The 21,914-nt window shown below is 62.5% G+C and carries 16 protein-coding genes and 2 pseudogenes; 8 read left to right on the top strand and 10 right to left on the bottom strand.

Features of this window, described 5'->3' with window-relative positions; all coding sequences use genetic code 11:
- Window positions 1-18: 18 nt before the first annotated feature.
- The 6 genes from GSQ90_RS09365 to GSQ90_RS09340 form a co-directional block, all read right to left on the bottom strand.
- The gene (locus GSQ90_RS09365; protein ID WP_158814571.1) at window positions 19-3,183 is read right to left on the bottom strand and encodes an efflux RND transporter permease subunit; all 3,165 of its coding nucleotides are present in this window, start codon (window positions 3,181-3,183) and stop codon (window positions 19-21) included.
- 4 nt (window positions 3,184-3,187) lie between these two features.
- A complete protein-coding gene (locus GSQ90_RS09360; RefSeq protein ID WP_158814570.1) occupies window positions 3,188-4,417 on the bottom strand; it encodes an efflux RND transporter periplasmic adaptor subunit in 1,230 nt (409 codons plus the stop codon).
- Window positions 4,418-4,802: 385 nt separating this feature from the next.
- The gene (locus GSQ90_RS09355; protein WP_158814569.1) at window positions 4,803-5,786 is read right to left on the bottom strand and encodes a beta-ketoacyl-ACP synthase III; all 984 of its coding nucleotides are present in this window, start codon (window positions 5,784-5,786) and stop codon (window positions 4,803-4,805) included.
- A gap of 28 nt (window positions 5,787-5,814) precedes the next feature.
- Window positions 5,815-6,876, bottom strand: a complete 1,062-nt coding sequence (gene plsX, locus GSQ90_RS09350) for a phosphate acyltransferase PlsX (protein WP_158814568.1) — start codon at window positions 6,874-6,876, stop codon at window positions 5,815-5,817.
- 358 nt (window positions 6,877-7,234) lie between these two features.
- Window positions 7,235-8,578 (bottom strand): GAF domain-containing protein, encoded by a 1,344-nt coding sequence (locus tag GSQ90_RS09345; protein WP_158814567.1) that lies wholly within the window; start codon window positions 8,576-8,578, stop codon window positions 7,235-7,237.
- Window positions 8,575-9,066, bottom strand: coding sequence for a pyridoxamine 5'-phosphate oxidase family protein (locus tag GSQ90_RS09340; RefSeq protein ID WP_158814566.1), 492 nt, complete (start codon window positions 9,064-9,066; stop codon window positions 8,575-8,577). The genes GSQ90_RS09345 and GSQ90_RS09340 overlap by 4 nt, the downstream gene beginning before the upstream one ends.
- A 110-nt stretch (window positions 9,067-9,176) precedes the next feature.
- On the opposite strand from GSQ90_RS09340, the gene GSQ90_RS09335 reads away from it, so the two are divergent.
- The 3 genes from GSQ90_RS09335 to GSQ90_RS32355 are packed head-to-tail and all read left to right on the top strand — an operon-like array spanning window position 9,177 to window position 12,045.
- Window positions 9,177-10,724, top strand: a complete 1,548-nt coding sequence (locus GSQ90_RS09335; RefSeq protein ID WP_210254869.1) for an NAD(P)/FAD-dependent oxidoreductase — start codon at window positions 9,177-9,179, stop codon at window positions 10,722-10,724.
- A gap of 59 nt (window positions 10,725-10,783) precedes the next feature.
- Window positions 10,784-11,677 (top strand): hypothetical protein, encoded by an 894-nt coding sequence (locus GSQ90_RS32360; RefSeq protein ID WP_246731537.1) that lies wholly within the window; start codon window positions 10,784-10,786, stop codon window positions 11,675-11,677.
- 35 nt (window positions 11,678-11,712) lie between these two features.
- Window positions 11,713-12,045, top strand: a complete 333-nt coding sequence (locus tag GSQ90_RS32355; protein WP_246731536.1) for a hypothetical protein — start codon at window positions 11,713-11,715, stop codon at window positions 12,043-12,045.
- Window positions 12,046-12,078: 33 nt separating this feature from the next.
- Here the strand turns inward: GSQ90_RS32355 and GSQ90_RS32350 are convergent.
- Together GSQ90_RS32350 and GSQ90_RS09325 are read right to left on the bottom strand one after the other, a co-directional pair.
- Window positions 12,079-12,258, bottom strand: a pseudogene (locus GSQ90_RS32350) (NAD(P)-binding domain-containing protein); the annotation flags it as partial.
- 56 nt (window positions 12,259-12,314) lie between these two features.
- Window positions 12,315-13,298: an aldo/keto reductase gene (locus tag GSQ90_RS09325; protein ID WP_158814564.1), complete on the bottom strand. Its 984-nt coding sequence runs from the start codon at window positions 13,296-13,298 to the stop codon at window positions 12,315-12,317.
- A gap of 174 nt (window positions 13,299-13,472) precedes the next feature.
- Between GSQ90_RS09325 and GSQ90_RS09320 the strand changes: the two genes are divergently transcribed.
- Complete coding sequence (locus GSQ90_RS09320; RefSeq protein ID WP_158814563.1) at window positions 13,473-14,372, top strand: LysR family transcriptional regulator; 900 nt, start codon at window positions 13,473-13,475, stop codon at window positions 14,370-14,372.
- 189 nt (window positions 14,373-14,561) lie between these two features.
- The gene (locus GSQ90_RS09315; protein WP_158814562.1) at window positions 14,562-16,223 is read left to right on the top strand and encodes a hypothetical protein; all 1,662 of its coding nucleotides are present in this window, start codon (window positions 14,562-14,564) and stop codon (window positions 16,221-16,223) included.
- 350 nt (window positions 16,224-16,573) lie between these two features.
- Here GSQ90_RS09315 and katG read toward each other — a convergent pair whose 3' ends face one another.
- Window positions 16,574-18,772, bottom strand: a complete 2,199-nt coding sequence (katG, locus tag GSQ90_RS09310; RefSeq protein ID WP_158814561.1) for a catalase/peroxidase HPI — start codon at window positions 18,770-18,772, stop codon at window positions 16,574-16,576.
- A gap of 184 nt (window positions 18,773-18,956) precedes the next feature.
- Between katG and GSQ90_RS09305 the strand changes: the two genes are divergently transcribed.
- Window positions 18,957-19,928, top strand: a complete 972-nt coding sequence (locus GSQ90_RS09305; protein ID WP_158814560.1) for a LysR substrate-binding domain-containing protein — start codon at window positions 18,957-18,959, stop codon at window positions 19,926-19,928.
- A gap of 260 nt (window positions 19,929-20,188) precedes the next feature.
- Here the strand turns inward: GSQ90_RS09305 and GSQ90_RS09300 are convergent, their stop codons facing one another.
- On the bottom strand, window positions 20,189-20,557 hold the full coding sequence (locus GSQ90_RS09300; RefSeq protein ID WP_158814559.1) for a hypothetical protein: 369 nt from the start codon (window positions 20,555-20,557) through the stop codon (window positions 20,189-20,191).
- Window positions 20,558-20,900: 343 nt separating this feature from the next.
- Here GSQ90_RS09300 and GSQ90_RS09295 point away from each other — a divergent pair, with 343 nt between their 5' ends.
- Together GSQ90_RS09295 and GSQ90_RS09290 are read left to right on the top strand one after the other, a co-directional pair.
- Entirely contained in the window at window positions 20,901-21,389 is a 489-nt protein-coding gene (locus tag GSQ90_RS09295) for a hypothetical protein (RefSeq protein WP_158814558.1), read from the top strand.
- A gap of 20 nt (window positions 21,390-21,409) precedes the next feature.
- Window positions 21,410-21,914: pseudogene (locus GSQ90_RS09290) on the top strand (hypothetical protein); the annotation flags it as partial.

The raw sequence follows: 21,914 nt of genomic DNA, 5'->3' as shown, positions 1-21,914 counted from the left end.
CGCGGCGTCTGAGCGAGGCTACTCGGCCGCTTGCGGGCGCTCCTCGCCCCAATCCGGCGCCGAATGGCCGCCCTCTGGCTCCCGTTCCACGCTGCGTTTCTTGCTGCGCGACAGCCAATTGGAGAGACGGTCGAGATAGATATAGATGACCGGCGTGGTGAACAGGGTAAGCGCCTGGCTCACCAAAAGGCCGCCGACCATCGCATAGCCAAGCGGCTGGCGCAGTTCCGCGCCGGTGCCCGTGCCCAACATCAGCGGCACGCCGCCGAGCATCGCCGCCATCGTCGTCATCATGATCGGGCGGAAGCGCATCAACGCCGCTTTGCGGATCGATTGCTCGGTCGAGAGATGTTCGTCGCGCTCGGCGACGATCGCGAAATCGACCATCATGATGCCGTTCTTCTTGACGATGCCAATCAGCAGAATAAGGCCGATCAACGCGACGAGGCTGAATTCGTAGCCGAACAGCATCAGCGTCGCGAGTGCGCCGAAGCCCGCCGAGGGCAGCGTTGAAAGAATTGTCAGCGGGTGGATGAAGCTCTCATAGAGCACGCCGAGGATCAGATAGACGGTGATCAGCGCCGCCAGGATCAGCAGCGGCACGGTCGCCAACGAATCCTGGAAGGCTTGCGCATTGCCCTGGAAGGTCGTCGTCACCGACGCCGGCAGGCGCAATTCGCGCTCCGCCCGCTGGATCGCCGTCGTCGCCGGGCCGAGCGCGACGCCGGGGGCAAGGTTGAAGCTGATGGTGATCGCAGGGAACTGGCCTTGATGGCTGATCGAAAGCGGCGCAATCGGATTGGTCGTCCATTTCGCGAAGGCGCTCATCGGCACCATTTGCCCGGTCGAGGGCGCCCGGATGTAAAGCTTCTCGAGGCTGGCCGGGTTGGCCTGCAGCGACGGCAGGATTTCCTCGATGACGTCATAGGTGTTGATCTGGGTGAAATATTGCGCGACCTGGCGCTGCCCGAACGCGTCATAGAGCGTATCGTCGATCAGTTGCGGCTGGATGCCGAAGCGAGACGCCATATCGCGGTCGATCTTGAGCGTGAGCGTCGTGCCGGCGGCCTGCTGGTCGGTCGCCACGTCGCGCAATTCGGGCAATCCCCTGAGCTTGTCGAGAAGCCGGGGCGTCCAGGTGTTGAGCTCTTCGAGATTGGCGTCCTGCACCGTATACTGGAACTGCGTGCGCGAGGCGCGCGCGCCAACCGTCACGTCCTGCGCCGCCTGGAGATAGAGCCGCGCGCCTTCGACCTTGGCGAGCTTGGGCCGCAACCGCGCGATGATCTGGAACGCATCGGCTCCGCGCTCGTCGCGCGGTTTGAGCGTGATGAACATGCGTCCAGTATTTTGCGAAGTGCTCCCGACGCCGGCGCCCAGCGCCATCGCCACCGTGGCGACATCCGGATCGGCCTGGACGATCGCGCCAAGCTCCTCCTGCTTCTTCATCATCTCCGTGAAGGAAATATCCTGCGCCGCCTCAGAAGTGCCGGACAAGATGCCGATGTCCTGTTGCGGAAAAAAGCCCTTGGGAATGACGACGAAGAGGTAGCCGGTCAAGCCGACCGTGAAAAGAAAGACGAGCAGCGTCACGAAACGATGGCGCAGCACGAGATCGAGCCCGCGCTCGTAGCCATTCGCCATCGCATTGAAGCCGCGCTCGCTGAGCATATAGAGGCGCCCGTGTCGCTCCTCGCCGTGCGGCTTGAGGAAGCGCGAGGCCATCATCGGCGTCAGCGTCAGCGCCACAAAGGCCGAGACCAGGATGGTCATCGCCAGAGTCACGGCGAATTCCCGGAACAGGCGTCCGATGATGCCGCTCATCAGCAGCAGCGGAATGAGAACCGCGATGAGCGAAAGCGAAATCGAAATGATGGTGAAGCCGATCTCGCCCGCGCCCTTCATCGCCGCTTGGTAGGGCTTCATGCCCTCCTCGATATGCCTGGTGATGTTTTCCAGCATCACGATGGCGTCGTCGACGACGAAGCCGACCGCGATAGTCAGCGCCATCAAGGAGAGATTGTCGAGGCTGTAATTGGCCGCGTACATCAGGCCGCAGGCGCCGAGCAGCGCCAATGGCACGGTGACGCTGGGAATGAGCGTCGCCCAGAAGCTCCTCAAGAAAATGAAGATCACCATGACGACGAGTCCGATGGTGAGCATCAAGGTGAATTGCACGTCATTGACCGCGGCGCGGATCGTCGTGGTGCGATCAGAAAGTACGCTGACGTGGATGTTGGCGGGAATCGCCGCCTCCAAATGCACCATCGTCTGCTTGATTTTCTCGACCGTCTTGATGACGTTCACGCCAGGCTGCTTGAAGATGACCAGGAAGACGTCGCGTTTGCCATTGCCCCAGGCCGCCTGGGTGTCGTCCGTTGGTCCGGCCACCGCCTGGCCAATGTCGCGGATGCGCACCGGCGCCCCGTTGCGATAGGCGATGATGATGTTGTTCCACTCTTCGGCTTTGGTGAGCTGGTCGTTGTCGAAAATCGTATAGCCCTGCTTCTGGCCGTTGATCGAACCTTTCGGGCTGTCGACCGTGGCGATGCCAATCTGCGTGCGCACGTCCTCGAGCTGCAGATTCTTTTCGACAAGCTTGGCCGGATCGATCTGCACGCGGATCGCCGGCGTCACCTGACCGCCGACGCGCACCAGCGAGACGCCGGATATCTGGCTGATCTGCTGGGCGAGAATGTTTTCGGCGGCGTCATCGACCTCGATGATCGGCGCGACATCGGACTGGACCGACAGGATCAGGATCGGCGTGTCCGACGGATTGACCTTGCGATAGGTCGGTGGGCTCGGCAGGTTTTTCGGCAATTGTCCCGAAGCGGCGTTGACCGCGGCCTGGATGTCGTTGGCGGCCGCGTCGATATTGCGGTCGAGGTCGAATTGCACGCTGATCGACGTCGCGCCGAGGAAGCTCGTCGACGTCATCTGCGAAACGCCGGGGATTTGCGCGATCTGCCGCTCAAGCGGCTGGGCGACCGACGAGGCCATCGTGTCGGGCGAAGCGCCCGGCAACTGGGCGCTGACGGCGATGGTGGGGAAGTCGATCTGCGGCAGCGGCGCGACCGGCAACAAGGGATAAGCGACGGCGCCGGCCAGCAGGATCGCCACCATGATCAGCGTCGTGGAGACAGGCAGACGGATAAAGGGCGCCGAAATACCTCCGTTCATCCGTTCAGCTCCCGGAATTGGCGGCGGTGTCGATCGCGACCGGCGTCCCGGGCTGGAGCACATATTGCCCCACGGTCACCACCCGGTCGCCATCGTTCACGCCCTTGTCGATCACCGCCTGCGCAGTGTCCTGATGCGTGACCGTCACTGGCCGCATGGCGGCGCGATTCTTGTCGTCGATGACATAGACAAACAGGCCGTTGGGGCCATGCTGGACAGCCTCGGTGGGCACAACGACCGCGTTCTTCAAATCGCCGATCGTGAGCCGCGTCGAGACCGCAAGGCCTGGCCACAGCGCATTGTCCTGGTTGGCGAACTCAGCCTTCAGTCGGATCGTTCCGGTGGCGACGTCGACCTGGTTGTCGGTCACCGAGAGACGGCCGGTGGCGAGCGTCTTCTCGCCGCTGGAGTCGCGCGCCAGCACCTGGGGCGGCGCCCCGGCGGCCAGCGTCGCGTTGATTTTGGTCACCTCGCCTTCAGGCGCGGTGAAGATCACCGCGATCGGCTGCAATTGTGCGATCGTGACGATGCCGGTCTGCTGGCTGGCCGCGACGATATTGCCCTCGTCGACAAGGCGGAAGCCGGTGCGGCCGGTAATGGGCGCGCGCACGGTCGTGTAGTCCAGTTGCACCTGCGCGGCGTCGATCGAAGCCGCGTCGGCGGCGATCGCGGCCGTCAATTGCGCGACCAGCGCGTTCTGCGTGTCGAGCTGCTGCTGGGTCGCGAAACTCTGTTTGGCGAGCGTCGCATAGCGCTGCTGATCGAGCTTGGCGTTGGCGAGATTGGCTTCGTCCTGGCTCTTTTTCGCTTTGGCCTGATCGAGCGCGGCCTGGAAAGGACGCGGATCGATCTGCGCGAGCAGATCGCCAGCCTTCACCATCTGGCCTTCGTCGAAAGCGATTTTCATTACCTGTCCGTCGACGCGCGTGCGCACGGTCACCGTATTATAGGCCTGCGCCTGGCCAAGGCTGTCCAGATAGAGGGGATAATCGGCGCGTTTGGCCTGGGCGATGGAGACAAGAGCCGGCGGCGGTCCCTTCGGCGGCTCGGGCGCGGCGGCGGCCGTTTTGACCTCGCCTGTCCTGGCGCCGCCCGGCAGCAGGTCATGCAGCTTTCGCGCATAGGCGCCGGCCCCCGGCGCCCATTTCTCGGCGGTTTCCGGCGCATAGACGCTGTACAGGCACCCGGCTGCTATTATCAGAATCAGCAGCCGGAAGAATCCGCGAAAGCCCATTCTCCCATCCTTCTCCGCGGCACGGCGCCCTCAGGTTGAGTCGAGGGCTGGATGCCTGGTCGGCAAAGCAATCAAACGATATCGTGCACAGGTGCAAATGCATCCTTCTCCAGCGACAGCAACGATCGCGTAGAGATGCACATCGTGCGCCTTTTACGGGATATGTTCTATAATGTCAGATGAACTGTTCGTGAGAAATATAAAGAAATATAAGCTCAGACGAGGACAAAAGCTGCCCATCGTCGTCCCGCCAGATCCGGTAACGGCTTCAAGCAATCGATCGTCCCGCGTCCGACAGGCGAACGCGGCGTAGCGCAAAACCGCCTTGGCGTTCATGCGGGCCTGGACCCTCGCCGGATCGCTGGCGGCCTGGGGTCGGCCCGCTTCACCAACGGATCAGCGACGCGCCCCAAGTGAAGCCGCCGCCCATCGCCTCGATCATGACGAGGTCGCCCTTCTTGATGCGCCCGTCCTTACAGGCGACGGACAGGGCCAAAGGGATCGAGGCGGCGGAAGTATTGCCGTGAAGTTCGACGGTTTTCACAACCTTTTCGAGCGCGAGGCCGAGCTTCTCGGCGGAAGCGTCGATGATCCGACGGTTCGCCTGATGAGGCACGAACCAGTCGATGTCGGCGGCCGTGACGCCGGCGTCGGCAAAGCACGCCTTGACGACATCGGTCACCATGCCGACCGCATGGCGGAACACTTCCTTGCCCTCCATCCGCAAATGACCAACCGTCTGCGTCGTCGAAGGGCCGCCGTCGACATAGAGCTTGGCGCGATGGCGCCCGTCCGAGCGCAATTGCGAGGTGATGATTCCTGGCGAAGTCAGCGTGCCATCGCTTTCCTGGGCTTCGAGCACGACCGCTCCGGCGCCGTCGCCGAACAACACGCAGGTCGTGCGGTCCTCCCAGTCGAGAATGCGCGAGAACGTCTCGGCGCCGATCACCAGCACTCGCTTGTGCGAGCCGGAGGTCAGAAACTTGTCGGCTGTCGTCGTCGCGAAAACGAATCCCGAACAAACCGCCTGCAAGTCAAAGGCGACGCCGTGCTGGACGCCCAGATTGGCCTGAACCTGCGTCGCCACGGCCGGAAAGGTGTAATCGGGAGTCGAAGTGGCGACGATGATGAGGTCAATGTCGGCGCCGGTGAGGCCCGCATTGGCGAGGGCCGCCTGCGCCGCCTTGGTGGCGAGCTGCGAGGTCGTCTCGCCCGGCGCCGCGATATGGCGCTGACGTATGCCGGTGCGCTGCTGGATCCATTCGTCCGTCGTGTCGACCGTCTTCGCCAGATCGGCGTTGGTCAGCACGCGCTCGGGCAGATAGGCGCCGACGCCGCGCACGACGGAACGAAGAATATGCGTGTTCATGGGATCCAACAATCCTGTGATTGACCCTTCAGGAATCGATCTGAACGGGCGGCGAAAGATGCGCGCGCGCCTCATTGGCTTGCGCGATCATTTCGCGTGTCTTGGCGAGAAGTTCATGTCGCACCATGTCGTAACCGACCTCGATGGCGCCGGCGAAGCCATCGGCGTCCGCTCCGCCATGGCTCTTGATGACCACCCCGTCGAGGCCGAGGAACACCCCGCCATTAACCTTGCTGGGGTCCATTTTCTCCCGCAACGCGTTGAAAGCGCTGCGCGCGAAGAAATAGCCGATGCGCGAGCTCCAGCTATGGTTCATCGCATCACGGATATATTGGCCGATCTGCTTGGCCGTGCCCTCGGCGGTCTTCAAGGCGATATTGCCTGTAAAACCCTCCGTCACAATGACGTCGACCGTGCCTTTGCCAAGATCGTCGCCTTCGACAAACCCGTGATAGTCGAGGTGCGGCAGGCCCACTTCGCGCAGCGCGCGGCCCGCCGCCTTGACTTCCTCGAGCCCCTTGATTTCCTCGACCCCGACGTTGAGCAGGCCGACGGTCGGGCGGTCGATGTCGAAAATGATGCGCGCCATCGCCGCGCCCATGATCGCCAGGTCGATCAGGTGCTGGGCGTCGGCGCCGATGGTCGCGCCGACGTCGAGCACGATCGATTCGCCGCGCAGGGTCGGCCACATCGCCGCGATCGCGGGGCGGTCGATCTGCGGCATGGTGCGCAGACAGACTTTGGCCATGGCCATCAGGGCGCCGGTATTGCCGGCGGATACGACGACATCGGCCTCCCCCTTTTTGACGGCGTCGATCGCCTGCCACATCGACGAAGAGCGCCGGCCGGCGCGCAAAGCCTGGCTGGGCTTGTCGGTCATCTTGATCGAAACGTCGGAATGAACGAGCCGCGCCTTCCGGGCGAGCGCCGGATGCGCGTCGAGAAGAGGGCGGACGACGCTCTCATCGCCGTAGAGCGAAAAACTGATGTCGGGGCGGCGGACAAGCGCGATCGCGGCCGCCGGCACGACAACCGAAGGTCCGCTATCACCACCCATCGCATCCAGCGCTATGCGAACCTCGCTATTCATACCAGCGAACACTCCAGGGGCGTCGGCATGCGTCCTCCCGCCCAAACGGCGCGGACAATAACCGCTTCGGCGCCCAACGCAAATCTTGGGTCGGGGGGCGGCGATTCTCGTTATGGGCGTCCTATATTAACGTTCATCGGACAGCCAAAATGATAATTGCCGGCGCCCGACTGGTAATTGTCGACGAGAACAGCCCTCAATGGATTTCGCCGCGCCGCGGAGCCGCGATCAAGTCAACACGCCATAGGAGGCGGGCTTTTTGGCAATCCGTAAAGCCCGCCCCGCGTGGCGCAAGAAGGGGCGCTCCACCTCGGTCCGTTTGAACTGACGATACGGCCGAGATTGAAGATCGTGGACTTCAGCCGCGCGCCGCGACGGTCTCCAGATGCGCGGGGCCGGCCAGTTCGAGGCTGAGCCTGCCGCGACCGGTCTGGCGCAATCGGATAGGCGCGGCTTTTTCGTCCAGACGCCGTCTGAGCAGGAGCAATCGCGTTTCGAGATTATCCTTGAACTCCGGCAGGCGAAGTTCGTCGGATAGCCGCATCTCGCGATTGGTGAATGTCGCGCGCCCCTCGCGCAGATGCAGGCCCAGCAAATGGACGAGGAGACGACCCGCGACGCCTTTGATGAGATAGTCGCCGTTAATAAAGATACTGTCGTCATAGGTATGGCGGACCACTTTGAACGGACGCCCCGCGAGCGCGCCAGCCCCTTCGATCGACGTCATGATGGCGGGCGCGTTGCTCGCCTCATGCTCTGCAAGCGCGAGCGCCGCCGCGGCATGCGCGGCGACGATCGACAGCGCCGCTTCGACTCCCTGAAGAAACGCGAGTCGTTCAGAGGTCTCCAGGAAGAGCACGCCGCGGACGGCCCCCTGGGCGATCAACGGCAGCGCGATCTGACTCATCGCGTCCGGCAGCGACGGCAGAAAGATGGTGCGGGTCCGGTTCTCGTCGGCCGAGGACGCACGGATAGCCGATCCAAACCGACGGATGCGGCTCATATCATTGATCCGAACAGAATGGCGCTCGACCGCGGCCGTCCCGATCAGGGCCTCGCCCATCGCGACTTCCGATCCGATTCCTGTCCACGGGTAGCCGCGGCTGCCGACGGTGACAAGCCGCTCGCCGGCCGGCTCCAGCATCAACAGCATCGTGGCGCCAAAGCCGAAACTGTCGCGCAGACCATCGAGAATTGCATCGATAATTGAACTGATCTCGGTGGCTTGAGAGATTTTTCCGGTGACGGCGGTCGCCGCCGCGAGGCGCATCTCGGCTGTTGGCGGCGGGCTTGCAACGGCGCCGACAGGCGACCAGACCGCCGCGATGGACGCGACCTTGTAGATGTCGACCCCGCGTAGCGCCATCACATCGGCCATGCCGAGTTGCGCGCTGGTCGCCCGCAGGTGTGACGCCATCTTATCGAAAAGATCGCCACGATCGAGCGACTGTTCGAACGTCGCAGTCAATTGATGTTGCGCTCCATCGCGGGGATCGACAAGCAGGATGCCGACGCTGGGATTGGCCAGAATATTGGCGGCGGTCTTCGTGAAGAACTGATTCGACAGGGCCACGCGGCCTTCGTCGACGAGCGCGACATGCGAGAGATAGGAGATATTGGGCATGCCGTCCGCCGACGCCGTGGCGATGATGGATGGAATCACGCCTTCGAAACAAGCGGACAGACGCTCAAGGCCGATCATGATCGCTGCCGGTCAAAAGTTCGGCCGGCTTGTTGGCCCGGCGTCTGGACGTAGATGGACTCTACAGCCAATGACAGAACCAGGGGCTCCTCGTCGCTGAACCATTGCGCAGCGACCCAGTCTTCAAGGCCGAGCCCGACCAGCGCGGCGGACACCGCCGCGATATATTGTCGTGAGCTGGCGATGTGCGACGGCGAGGCGTCGATCACCGACGCGCGCCCCTTCACCTGATAAGAGACGTAGTCGTGCGGTCTGGCGAAGGTCACGGCAAGTTTGCCGTTCGCCCGCACATTCGCCACCGCCATCGGCCATTGCCGATTGGACACCGTCACATCGACGCGGCCTTCGGTCGAAGCCACCATCGCCCCGACGCCGCGCCCGATCTGCGGTCGCAGATATTCGTCGGATGTCCCCAGGATGATCATCACCGGGCTTTCCAGGAAGGCGGCGAGATCGCCATCGATCAGCATGCGGGGCCTTGGACCCATGGTTAGCAATCTTTTAGGGAGCGAACCGTAGCCCTTAGCAATCATTTAGGAAAGCGAGATCGCGGAAGGATGTAGGCACTGGGATCAGCCAAGCAAAAAGGACCCCTGCCATGGACGCTTCCCTCGACCCCATCCGCATGCCTGAGCGCGCCATCGCCGTGATCGGCGGCGGACCAGCCGGCCTCGTTACGGCCCGCTACCTGAAGAAGCATGGCTTCGAGCCGATCGTATTCGAAGCGTCGAACCGCATCGGCGGACAGTGGAACGCCGCTTCGCCGACAAGCGCCGTCTGGCCGGGCATGCGCACCAACACCAGCCGTATCTTATCGGCCTTCAGCGATCTCGATCACGCCCCGGGCGTCAGCGTCTATCCGACAGATGCGGACATGCTCGCCTATCTCGAACGTTACGCGCAGGCGAGCGGCCTCGGCGCGGGCATTCGGCTTTCCACGCGTGTCGAGAGCGTGGAGCGCGGTCCCGGTTCAGGTTGGATCGTCCGCTCGCGCCACGGCGATGAATCGGTTTTGGAACATTACAATCGCGTTGTCGTCGCCAGCGGCCGCAATCAATCCCCCGAAATGCCCGATATTCCCGGCATGACGACATTCGCCGGCTCCGGCGGATTCATCCACAGCGCGCGCTATGGCGGCGCCGAGCCTTATCGCGGCAAATCCGTGCTTGTCGCCGGATGTTCGATCAGTGCGCTTGAGATTGCGAGCGAATTGGCGTTTGCCGGCGCGGCGAAGGTCACGCTCGCCATGCGCCGCCAGCGCTATGTCTTGCAGAAGCTGCTCGCCGGCGTGCCGACCGATCACGTCGCCTTCACCCGCTTTGCGGCCGTGGCCGGCCAGACATTGCCGCCAGAGGCGATCGCGGCGGGCATGAAGGCCATGGTTGTCAGCCGTTGCGGCAGCCCGGAGCAATTTGGCGCGCCCAAGCCGGACGACAATATTTTCGCCGCAGGCCTGACCCAGTCGCAGAACTATCTCGCGCTGGTCGCCGAAGGCCGCATCCAGCCGCGACCATGGATCGCGGCGGTCGACGGCCGGACGGTGCGCTTTGCCGACGGCGCCAGCGAGGAATTCGACGCCCTTATCCTCGGCGCCGGCTTCAGATTGTCCCTGCCGTTCCTGAGCGATGCGATATCGCAGATCCTGGACCTCGACGGCGTTCACATCGATCTCTTCGATCACACGCTGCATCCCGATCTCGATGGGCTTGCGTTCATCGGGGCGTATCAATTGATCGGGCCCAACTTTCCGGTCTTCGAACTGCAGGCGCGCTGGTTGACCTATATGTGGGCCGGACTTCGCCCCCTGCCCCCCGCCCAGACCATGCGGCAAGGCTTGGCGATGGCGCGCACCCGCCGCGCTGGGCCGCCGGAAGTCCCCATGCATGCGCTTGCGACGATCTTCGCTAGCAACGCCGGCGTCGAGCCCGACCCCGCGTCCTGGCCGGAGTTGGAGCGCGCGCTGTGGTTCGGTCCCCTATCGCCGATCTCGTTCCGCCTGACCGGCCCGGATGCGCTTGCGGACGCCCCGGCGCGGACAGCCGAGGCCGCGCGCGCCTTCGGAGCGATCGCCACAACGACGTTCACGGCCGACGAAACCGCAAGGCTTGAAGCGGTCTTGCGCGCCCCAAACGCAAAGGTGGCGTGACCGCTTGGCCGCCGCGATGATTCAAACACAGCATTCCCCAAAAACAGGGAACTGAACCCATGTCCACTATGGAACCGGACGCGACAGGCGCATGGCCGAACATTGTTCCCGACGCGATTCTGGCTCACCCAAATTTCGACGCGGCGCGCTGTCGCTATATCGATGCGATTATCGCCCAGCACGAATATCGGCCAGGCAATCGGTTTCTCCTGGAGGCTGGCCGTTCGGCGGTGTTTTTTGTCATCTTGTGTCTTCATGCCGGCTATGACGAGAATGATCGCGCGACATGGCCGACAAAGGCGGCGGTGAAAGAGGCGATGCGCGCGTTCCGCCTGTCGAGCCCGCGCCGCATCGATGCGATCATCGCCCGCCTCATCGACACCGGGTTCGTCGAGGCCGTCCCGTGCGTCAGGGATCGACGGGCGCAGATCCTGACGCCGACACAAAAGATGCTGAGGCATGATCGGGATTGGCTCGCTATCGATTACGAGCCGTTGAAAACATTGTTTCCCTCTCCTGGCTATAGCCTGGCGATGGACCACGATCCGGACTTGCAGAAAGCGCAGCGCCGCGCCGGAGCCCGCTTGTTCGCCGATATCGCCAGGCATAGGATGGAAAACCCGAAGACGATGTTCTTTGCACGGCGCGAAGCCGGTCTGTTGGTTCTCATGAAGCTGCTTCAGCTTGGCCGTGAGTCGCCAGAAGGCGTGTCGCATCCCGCATCTTTCGCCGATCTCGGCGAACGTTTCGGCGTATCGCGAACCCATATCCGCATCGTGCTCCATGACGCGGAGCGAATAGGCCTGCTGAAAATGTCAGACAGAGGGGTGATTCTGGCGCCGGAACTGGCGTCAGAGTTCGATCGCTTTCTAGCAAACCAGATGTCGGAAAACGATCGGCTGTTTCGTGCAGCGATGAGCGAGATCGGCCGGCATTCGCGCTCGAAGCGATAGGCGAGTTCCGGGCCTCCGCTTCCATTATAGGCGAGATGACCGACGAGCAGTCCGAACGGTTCGGAATAGCGGGCGCTCTTGAGCGGGCCCGCATCGACGGGATCGAAGCCGGCGTCGCGAATGAGCGCAGCGGCGATCGCTTTGCTCGATTGTTCGTCGCCGCTGTAGACGAGGCTCGGCCTCGCCAACTTCCGCTCGAAGACATCGAACAACACTTCGCTGGGCACGGTGTGGAAGGCGGAGACGATTCGGGCGCGCGGAGCCTTCTTGGCGAGTTCCTCGGCGCCCGAGGAGGCGCGTCCGACGACAAGTTCGGTATTGCCCGGGTTGAGCGGCAGGCAGCAAGTCACAATGACTTTGCCGGATAGGTCGCCCGCCTGTTTCAACACGTCGTCGATCCGCGACCAATGGACGGCGAGCAAGAGCGCGTCGGCGCCCTGCGTGGCCTCCCTCGGCGCGCCCGCCCGCGCGGCGGCGCCCGCGGCCCAGGCGAGCCGCGTCAGCTTTTCCTCACGGCGCGCATAGCTGAACACGATTTCATGGCCGGCGCGCGCGAAGATCGCGCCGAGCTTGCCGCCCATCAGACCCGAACCCAGAACGCCAATGCGCATCGGACTTTCCTTCAGGCGGGTTTCGCCTAGCGACCGACCCGCTGCTGCAGATGCGCGGGGTACCGATCCCCCTGCACCGGGATTTTTGACACCGCGCTTTCGATTTCGCCGAGATCGCCGGGCGTCAGTTCGACGCTCGCCGCTCCGAGGTTTTCCTCCAGGCGGTGCAATTTCGTGGTGCCGGGGATCGGAACGATCCAGGGCTTTTGGGCGAGCAGCCAGGCAAGGGCGATCTGAGCCGGCGTCGCCTTCTTCCGCGTCGCGATCTGGCCGAGCAAATCGACGAGCGCCTGGTTCGCTTTTCGGGCCTCCGGCGTGAAACGCGGAACGATGTTGCGGAAATCCGTGCTGTCGAATTGGGTGCTCTCGCTGATGGCGCCCGTCAGGAAGCCCTTGCCCAGAGGGCTGAAGGGGACGAAGCCGATTCCGAGTTCCTCCAGGGCCGGCAGGATTTCCGCTTCAGGCTCGCGCCACCACAGCGAATATTCGCTCTGGAGCGCCGTCACCGGCTGAACGGCATGGGCGCGGCGGATGGTCTGCGCGCCGGCCTCCGAGAGGCCGAAATGCTTCACCTTGCCTTCGCGGATCAGGTCCTTGACCGTACCAGCGACGTCTTCGATCGGCACGTTCGGATCGACGCGATGCTGATAGAAGAGGTCGATGACCTCGGTCTTGAGACGCTTGAGCGCGGCGTCGGCGACTTCCCTAATGTGCGCCGGCCGGCTGTCCAGACCCTTCTGGACCTCGCCGCCCTCGAAGCCGAACTTCGTTGCGATCACGACCTCGCGCCGGAACGGGGCCAAAGCTTCGCCTAACAGTTCCTCGTTGGCGAACGGACCATAGGCCTCGGCGGTGTCGAAGAAGGTGACGCCGCGTTCGAACGCCGCGCGGATGAGTTTGATCGCTCCCTGCTTTTCCGTGGCCGGTCCATAGCCATAGCTTAGTCCCATGCAGCCGAGGCCGATGGCCGACACTTCGAGGCCGCTGCGTCCGAGTTTGCGCTTCTGCATTTTTTGAAATCCTACCTAGAGTGACGTTCCGGCGCCGCCGGGCGCGACGATCAAAAAGGCCAGTCGGCCAAGCGCTCATCGGCCTGTCCGTTGCCGCATGGCGCCAACTTAGAGGATATGTCGCTCAGCGATTAGGCGTTAAAGTGCGCATGAACCTATATCTGGAATTCATGAATGCGGCGCGAAGAACTCGGGGATCTGACGGCGTTTCTCGCCGTGGCGGAGGAACGCAGCTTTACGCGCGCCGCGGCCAAGCTGGGGACGTCCCAGTCAGCGCTGAGCCATACAGTGCGGCGCCTAGAGGCGGGGCTCGGGCTGCAGCTTCTGACGCGCACCACGCGCAGCGTCGCGCCCACCGAAGCGGGCGAGCGGCTGATCGAGACGCTGCGTCCGGCGTTCGATGACATCGACGCCAGGCTCGCGGCGCTCAGCGAACTCCGGGAGAAGCCCGCGGGCGCGATCCGCATCACGACCAGCCGCCACGCGGTCGAGACGATCCTTTGGCCCGCTTTGGCGCGGCTGTTGCCCGCTTATCCGGACGTCAAGGTCGAGCTTTCGATCGACGCGGCGCTGACCGACATCGTGGCCGAGCGCTACGACGCGGGCGTTCGCCTCGGCGAGCAAGTGGCTAAAGATATGATCGCAGTGCGCATTGGGCCGGACCTGCGTATGGCCATCGTCGGCGCCCCATCCTATTTCGCCGGCCGCCCGGCGCCGAAGACGCCACACGATCTCACCCATCATTCCTGCATCAACCTGCGCTTTCCGACTCTGGGCGGACTCTACGCCTGGGAGCTCGGGAAGAATGGCCGCGACCTGAATGTGCGCGTCGACGGGCAGCTTGTGTTCAACGAGGCGCCTCTCATGCTCAGGGCGGCGATCGATGGGTTCGGGCTGGCGTTCGTGATGGAGGACGAGGCGGCGCCCTTCATCGCCGACGGGCGGCTCGTGCGCGTGCTCGCCGACTGGTGCCCGCCGTTTTCCGGCCACCACCTCTATTATCCCAGCCGCCGCCAGACGGCGCCGGCGTTCGCCTTGCTCGTGGAGGCGCTGCGCTATCGCGGGCCTGTTTGAGGACAACGAACACCCGGCGCGAGCGGGCCGTCTCGAAGCGACCGGCTGCGCAGCCCCGACTGGCTCCGATGCGCGCCCACCCCAACCCTCGCGTCAGAAAACGCCATCCTCTAACATTGGAACCGGATCATCTCTTGGGCGCAGGTCTTGGGCGCAGGCCAGTTTTCTTTCATCCGAAGAGTCAAGATCATGACGCTATCTGCATTTCTGAAACCGCTATTCATTACTTTCGCTTTGAGCGTTGCGGGCTCAGCTGACGCCACAACCGCGTCTGAGACCAGCATGCTTGACTGGATCATCCCTAAAATATGCGTCGACGGCGGCAACAGGCCGGTAAGCGCGGACCCTTATCTGGGCTGTCCGGCTGGCACCCGACCCAGACCCATCATGCCTGGCGACCCGCTGCCTTATCGAAAAATGGATAACGCCAAACAGCAGTATAAAGATATTTATCCACGGGTTGGCGCAGATGGAACCAACTATATTGTCGCCTCCTTCGATTGGCTCGATCCCAAGAACGATGAAGCGTCGCGCTTTAAGGTGTGGGCCGATGGTTATGACGCCTATGTGATCAAAGATGGCTGGGCGTCAGGAAGCGAGACAAGGATTGGCGCGGGAGAATATGCGACGACTTTCTTCGGCGCCGGCTGCAAAAACTATAATGGCCTGCTCTTTTTCCCAGCTTCGTTTCTCAGCTCTCTTCAATCGCCGGGCAGCGCAAAACCATCGATTGGATCGACTGGCGCGTGGGAAGAGGACAATCAACAATACCCCGGCGCATGCCCGGCGCGCCACATAAACGATCAGATTTTCACTTGGTCATTCGCACGAAATTTTCCCTTCGCCGGGATCAACGGCGCGCCCGTCAAACCGCTTGACGCGATTGTCACAATTATGGGTCTGCGAACAACAAAAGACCCGCAGATTATGGCCAAGTGGATGTCTTACGGGCATCTGGAGGTTTTCTACTTCACGAAGACCTATGGCCTCACGCGCTGGGAAAGCTGGGCGCCCCAAATCCAGCTTGAGAGCGATGGACGAGAGCCCGCGGCGAAAATACAAGAGCGAGCCGCTAACGCCAGCAAGATATGCAGCGCGGGTCCGAACATGACGTCGGCGCCTTTCACTCTTCAGGCAAGTCAGACAAACGCGACAAAAATTCAAATGACCTATGAGGGGCGGTCATTCACAATGATCGATTGTCGTGACTGGTCGAACATTGTGTTGCAAAATCCGCCTGTTCAGCCGCCGGCTTGGCCAGTCTCCGGATTAAATCTGCTGCGCAATTTTCATTTTAACGGCGCCACACTGACCCCGCTGCCCAATTGGGACACATCGCATTTGTCGCATGCGGCGCTTCTCGTATCCAAAACCAAAGACGACACAACGCACGACAGCCCGATTCCTCTCAATGGCATTGCCTATTTGCGACTCGGCTGCGGTGGGGGATGTGGTTCTGAGTCCATTCATCAAGATATCCCCATTTCATCCCTCACGCGAAGCGGTTCCTACACTTTGGGCGTCATTGCGCGGACCGAAGCCGGGAGCGGGTCTCTTAAGCTCTCTTTGACTCAAATGGCTGGCGACGGAGTCAACTTATCGAAGGCGACATTCACAGCTCACAACCTGACCTCTGAAGAAACCGGCTGCGACAATGAGGGGCGGCATTGCCGGAAATTCACATTTGATCCGCAAGCGAATGCCGGCTCCGTCGTCCTGTCGAGCAATTTCGTAAGCGAAACACTGCCCCTATCCATTGATCCGCGGGCGCGTAAGTTGCGTTTTGAGATTGCCCCTGCGAGCGCCAACGACTTTGACCTCGTTTCGGCGTGGGTGATGTATAATCCATAGATTGCGGTGAACCGCGCCCCTTGCGTGAGACCCAACGAATGGGGCGACAAGGCGGTTTCGGCTTGTGGTCGGCGATTGCGGGACAAGCTGAAGTTGGCTTCGAACTCAACCGACCGTTTGTAGCCGCGCGCCGAGTGAAGGCGCTACGCTATCGCGAGGCGAGATCAGCCTCGGATGAGGGAACACGGGAAAGCCCGCGCAAACATCCGTCGGGCCTCCGCCCGAGGGCGGCGTTTCAATTTTTTGGCAAACGCCGCCCCGGTTTCTTGTCTTTGACACCGATCGGCTTCCTGGGCGGATCGCAGCCAAGCATGGATGCGCGCCGCCCTGGACCCGACGTTTCGCCGCAATCAGGCGAGGTCGAACCGATCGAGGTTCATCACCTTGGTCCATGCCGCCACGAAGTCATGCACGAACTTCTGCTGCGCGTCGGCGGAGCCATAGACTTCCGCAAGGGCGCGCAATTGCGCGTGCGAACCGAAGATCAGATCGACCCGAGTGCCGGTCCACTTGACCTCGCCTGTCTTCCGGTCGCGCCCTTCGAACACGGCTTCGGAACCAGCGGAAGCCCGCCACTCCGTGCCCATATCGAGCAGGTTGACGAAGAAGTCGTTCGTCAGCGTCTCGGGCCGCTTGGTGAGGACGCCCTGCGGGGATTGTCCGGCATTGGCGTTCAGCACGCGCAGGCCGCCGACCAGCGCCGTCATTTCCGGCGCCGTCAGCGTCAGCAATTGCGCCCGATCCACCAGCAGCTCCTCGGCGGACAGGCGATGCCTACCGCGTAGATAGTTGCGGAACCCGTCGGCGGTCGGCTCGAGCGGTTTGAAGGATTCGACTTCGGTGTGCTCCTGCGACGCGTCCATGCGGCCTGGCGCGAAGGGAACCTTCACGTCATGCCCCGCGTCCTTCGCGGCCTTCTCGATCGCAGCGGAGCCGCCAAGAACGATCAAGTCGGCAATCGAGACTTTCTTGCCGCCAGACTGCGAGGCGTTGAACTCCTTCTGGATCGCTTCGAGCTTCTGCAGGACCTTCGCCAATTGCGCCGGCTGGTTGACGTCCCAGTCCTTTTGCGGCGCGAGGCGAATACGCGCGCCATTCGCGCCGCCGCGCTTGTCGCCGCCACGGAACGTCGACGCCGACGCCCAGGCCGTCGAGACAAGCTCAGAAACGGACAGGCCGGAGGCGAGGATTTTCGCTTTCAGATCGGCGATGTCCTGCTCGCCGATCAGCGGATGATCGACAGCGGGGATCGGGTCTTGCCAAGGCAGAATTTCCTTCGACACGAGCGGGCCGAGGTAGCGCACGATCGGACCCATATCGCGATGCGTCAGCTTGTACCAGGCCCGCGCGAACGCATCGGCGAGCTGATCCGGATGCTCGAAGAAGCGCCTTGAAATCTTCTCGTAGGCCGGGTCGAACCGCAGGGCGAGGTCGGTCGTCAGCATGGATGGCGCGCGACGCTTTGACGCATCGTGCGCGTCCGGCACGGCGCCAGCGCCGGCGCCCCCTTTCGGCGTCCATTGATAGGCGCCGGCGGGGCTCTTGGTCAGCTCCCATTCGAAGCCGAACAGGTTCGCAAAGAAGTGATTGCTCCATTGCGTCGGCGTCTGGGTCCAGATGACTTCCAGGCCGCTGCCGATCGCATCGCCGCCCTTGCCGCTGGCATAATTGCTCTTCCAGCCGAGCCCTTGCTGCTCGATACCGGCGCCTTCGGGTTCGGGGCCGACATATTCTTGCGGATCGGCGGCGCCATGCGTCTTGCCGAACGTGTGGCCGCCGGCGATCAGCGCAACGGTCTCTTCGTCGTTCATCGCCATGCGCTCGAAGGTCTCGCGGATGTCGCGCGCCGAGGCGATCGGGTCCGGCTTGCCGTTCGGCCCTTCCGGATTGACGTAGATCAGGCCCATCTGCACGGCGGCGAGCGGTTCTTGCAGCTCACGGTCGCCGGCATAGCGTTCGTCCGCCAGCCACTTGCCTTCGGGGCCGAAGTAAATGTCCTCTTCGGGCTCCCAGACGTCGGCGCGGCCGCCGCCGAACCCGAAGGTCTTGAAACCCATCGATTCCAAGGCGACGTTGCCGGTGAGAATCAAAAGGTCGGCCCAGGAGATTTTCTGGCCGTATTTCTGCTTGATCGGCCATAGCAGCCGGCGCGCCTTGTCGAGGTTCACATTGTCCGGCCAGGAGTTCAGCGGCGCAAAGCGCTGCTGTCCGGCGCCGGCGCCGCCGCGGCCATCGCCAATGCGGTAGGTGCCCGCGCTGTGCCACGCCATGCGGATGAAGAACGGCCCGTAATGGCCGAAATCGGCCGGCCACCATTCCTGCGAATCCGTCATCAAGGCGTGAAGGTCCTTGATCACGGCGTTCAGGTCGAGGCTCTTGAACGCCTTGGCGTAGTCAAACGCCTTGCCCAGCGGATCGGACAAGGCGGAGTGCTGATGGAGAACCCGAACGTTCAACTGGTGTGGCCACCAGTCGCGATTGACCCTTGCGAGAACCTGGCTGTGCTGCACAGGGCACTTGCCGGCGGCGTCGGCGTCATTTCCGTCCATGGATTCCTCCGTTCGTGGCTACGTTGACTGAACTGGTTGGCGGACGAGGATCGTAACGTCTTTGCAAGACGATGCCGCGTCATAGGCGGCGCGATGACCCGCAGCCAGAAACACGGACTGTCCTTACCAAAATCGCGCCATTAGTTTAAGTCTGGTTTTCTGATCGCAGCGATAAGGCAGGATTATGAACAATCTGACGCTCAAGCAGCTTCGTTATGTCGAAGCGCTGGCGCTGCATGGCCATTTTGGACGCGCGGCGGACGCCTGCGCCATCTCACAGCCGGCTTTGTCGATGCAGATCAAGGAATTGGAGCAATCCCTGGGCGCGGCGCTGTTCGAACGAAGCGCGCGTCAGGTCCATCTGACCAATTTCGGCAAAGAATTCGTCCGGCGCGCCCGCGACATCCTGCGTGCGGTCGATGCGCTGGGAGACCTGGCGCAAGCGTCGCGGGATCGGCTGGTGGGGCCGCTGCGCATGGGCGTCATCCCGACGGTCGCCCCCTATCTGCTGCCCACCATCATCGGCAACCTGACGCGCCTTTACGACGGCCTCGACATTCATGTGCGCGAGACGCTGACCCCGAAGCTGATTCAGGAGCTGGCGGACGGCCGGCTGGATACGGCGATTGTCGCGCTGCCGGTGTCCGAACCTTTGTTTACCGAGGTTGCGCTGTTTACCGAGGAATTCGTGCTGGTGCGGCCAGGCGAAGATGAGGGAAAGCCCGTGCCCGATCGCGAAACGCTGCGGGAGATGAGGCTGCTTCTGCTGGAAGAAGGGCATTGTTTTCGCGACCAGGCGCTGGCGTTCTGCAATATGCACTCCGTGCTGACGCGCGAATTGTTGGACGGCAGCTCTCTATCCACGCTGGTTCAAATGGTCGGCGCCGGCATCGGCGTCACCTTGATTCCGGAAATGGCGGTGGCGATGGAGACGCGCTCCGCGTCCGTGTCCATCGCGCGCTTCAGGAGTCCCCAGCCCTCGCGTACGATCGGCATGATCTGGCGTAAGAGGAGCCCGCTGGTCGCGCAGCTCTTGCAGATCTCCGAAGTCGTCCGCGACTCCGCGGACATGCTGAGGGAAAGGCACAGTGCAATAGCGTCGCCGCCCGCGCCCCGAGCCCGATTTCGCGCCGGGCGCGCTCATCCGGCTCCATGACTTCGACTGGCGTCGCGTCGAGGAACCTCCAACGCGTCTCGCATCGACCCGCGTGCGAAATGCAAGAATGATGCGACGATCTCCCGCCTACGACAGGTCGAAAACCGCCACGTCTTCGACAAGCTCGCGCGTGCGATGGGCGATGGCGCCGTCTAGTCGGATAATCAGCGTGCAACCGTAGCTGAACCAGCCGTCTTTGCCCTGCCCCGCGCGCGTCTGACGACCTTTGCTTCGCTCAGCCGAAGCTTGCGCGCAACCGTCTACTTGCTCAACGCTATCGCGGATACGGCGGCGGCGATGATCCTTTGGAACATCAAATTGAGGCAGGCGACGATGAGGACGGCCACGATGATGCCAGAGGCCAGTTCGAGGGCGCCGCGAAGACGAAGGTCCTTCACCCAATCGAACAAATCCAGCCGGAAGTGAACGAAAAACGAGCCGACATAAAGGAAGAATATCGCCCATGACGCATAGGCGAGCGTCTTGACCGCCATGCTATTGGTCTCCTTCGCCGCAAGCAGCAACCCTGCGACGATGGCCGCATTTAACAGGAGATCGAAGAACCATTTTCCGAACGACTGAATGGCAACCGTGAATTTTTCGACGCCATTATTTCCCAATATATTCACGGCAATCCCCGCGCTGTTCTCGACAGGTTGCGAACGTATGATAGGATTCTGGCATGATCGCCATTTCACTCTACGCCGACGAAGAAGCAAAGTCAGTGCCACCGATTCCGATTTGAAGCGGGAAATACATCGGCGATTCCTTGACGATCGCGTGCGGCGCGTCTGTCGCCCCACGCTCGGATTGCGGCCAGGCGACATAAGGAGCTTTATGTTACAGTGGGCGTCATGGCGTTCGCTGTCTCATCGGAAGCGCGCTCCAAAACGCCGCCGCGTTGCGGTTAGCCTGACAAGGCCATCCGGTGAGGCCCGTTTGTTCCGGGCCGGCCGCTGAAGGGAGTGGTTTATGAAGATTCTATCTGCAAGCGTCGCTTTGCTCGGTTTGTCGCTCATGTCCATGCCCGCGGCCGCCGACTCGCCGTTTCCGCGCACGGGATCGGCGAAGCTCGCCGCCTACACGGTCTGTCGCTCGCTCGGAATCATCGACATGGGCGCGGTCGGGTCGCAGTCCTCCGCCGACTGCGTCGGCATCGTCAAGAACAAGGAGGCGGCCAAGACGCTCGACAATTTCGCCATCCATTGCCTTGAGGAATCGCATGCGCGCGTAGACGGCTACAAATTCACGGGCACATGCGTTGAGACCGACGCGGACGGCGACAAGATTTTCATGACTTACGAAGGCCCGGAAAGCGGGCCGATCTCGCTGATCGGGGGAACCGGCAAATATGCGGGCATCGAAGGTTCGGGGACCTGGACGGTGACCGACGCGCCTGGCAACACGCCGAGCCAGTTCCTGTTCACTTTGGATTACAGCGTGGACTGGCGATTCAAGTAGAAACACGCGGCGCCTTTTGGATGATGAATCAGGAGGGGCGTTTGCGCATCCGGGCCTCCATCGCCTTGGCGATCATCGCGACATTCTGTTGCCTGTCCGTCGGCCGCGCCGACGACGCGCCCTATGGCGCGCTCGATTTCGCGCGCATGACGACAGACCAGGAGAAGTTTTTCTGGGATCGCCTCGATACGCTCGCGTTCGAAGAAGCCGTGCTCACCTATTGCGGACAGCCGGACGATTTTGAAAAGCGCGCGCAGCAAGCGATTCGAGCCTGCGTCACGCAGGACGCCTTGCAGAAGGCGGATGCTTTCTTCAAGACGAAATTGCAAACGCGCCTGAATGAAATCACCGCGCGAAAGCTGACCTGCAAAGGCAAGGAGGCGGTCGGCCCGCCGCACGGCTGGCTCGGCGTCGAAGTGCAGCCGGTCGGCCATAGCGCCGACGGCAAGGCCGCGGCGGGCGCCCTCGTCGCCAAGCCGCTCGCCGATTCTCCGGCGGCGGCGGCGGGCGTACAGGCGGGGGGCG

This window comes from Methylocapsa sp. S129 (assembly GCF_009765995.1).
Lineage (GTDB): Bacteria > Pseudomonadota > Alphaproteobacteria > Rhizobiales > Beijerinckiaceae > Roseiarcus.
Note: the sequence above shows the minus strand (reverse complement) of the source record. Positions and strands in the feature narration are given on the sequence as shown.

What these genes read in the sequence shown, in the direction of transcription:
- GSQ90_RS09340 (WP_158814566.1), bottom strand. Translation starts at nt 9,066, where the DNA reads ATGGGTCCAAGGCCCCGCATGCTGATCGATGGCGATCTCGCCGCCTTC.
- GSQ90_RS09335 (WP_210254869.1), top strand. Translation starts at nt 9,177, where the DNA reads ATGGACGCTTCCCTCGACCCCATCCGCATGCCTGAGCGCGCCATCGCC.
- GSQ90_RS09295 (WP_158814558.1), top strand. Translation starts at nt 20,901, where the DNA reads ATGAAGATTCTATCTGCAAGCGTCGCTTTGCTCGGTTTGTCGCTCATG.
- GSQ90_RS09345 (WP_158814567.1), bottom strand. Translation starts at nt 8,578, where the DNA reads ATGATCGGCCTTGAGCGTCTGTCCGCTTGTTTCGAAGGCGTGATTCCA.
- GSQ90_RS09355 (WP_158814569.1), bottom strand. Translation starts at nt 5,786, where the DNA reads ATGAACACGCATATTCTTCGTTCCGTCGTGCGCGGCGTCGGCGCCTAT.
- GSQ90_RS09305 (WP_158814560.1), top strand. Translation starts at nt 18,957, where the DNA reads ATGAACAATCTGACGCTCAAGCAGCTTCGTTATGTCGAAGCGCTGGCG.
- GSQ90_RS09365 (WP_158814571.1), bottom strand. Translation starts at nt 3,183, where the DNA reads ATGAACGGAGGTATTTCGGCGCCCTTTATCCGTCTGCCTGTCTCCACG.
- GSQ90_RS32355 (WP_246731536.1), top strand. Translation starts at nt 11,713, where the DNA reads ATGACCGACGAGCAGTCCGAACGGTTCGGAATAGCGGGCGCTCTTGAG.
- GSQ90_RS09325 (WP_158814564.1), bottom strand. Translation starts at nt 13,298, where the DNA reads ATGCAGAAGCGCAAACTCGGACGCAGCGGCCTCGAAGTGTCGGCCATC.
- GSQ90_RS09320 (WP_158814563.1), top strand. Translation starts at nt 13,473, where the DNA reads ATGCGGCGCGAAGAACTCGGGGATCTGACGGCGTTTCTCGCCGTGGCG.
- GSQ90_RS32360 (WP_246731537.1), top strand. Translation starts at nt 10,784, where the DNA reads ATGTCCACTATGGAACCGGACGCGACAGGCGCATGGCCGAACATTGTT.
- katG (WP_158814561.1), bottom strand. Translation starts at nt 18,772, where the DNA reads ATGGACGGAAATGACGCCGACGCCGCCGGCAAGTGCCCTGTGCAGCAC.
- GSQ90_RS09315 (WP_158814562.1), top strand. Translation starts at nt 14,562, where the DNA reads ATGACGCTATCTGCATTTCTGAAACCGCTATTCATTACTTTCGCTTTG.
- plsX (WP_158814568.1), bottom strand. Translation starts at nt 6,876, where the DNA reads ATGAATAGCGAGGTTCGCATAGCGCTGGATGCGATGGGTGGTGATAGC.
- GSQ90_RS09360 (WP_158814570.1), bottom strand. Translation starts at nt 4,417, where the DNA reads ATGGGCTTTCGCGGATTCTTCCGGCTGCTGATTCTGATAATAGCAGCC.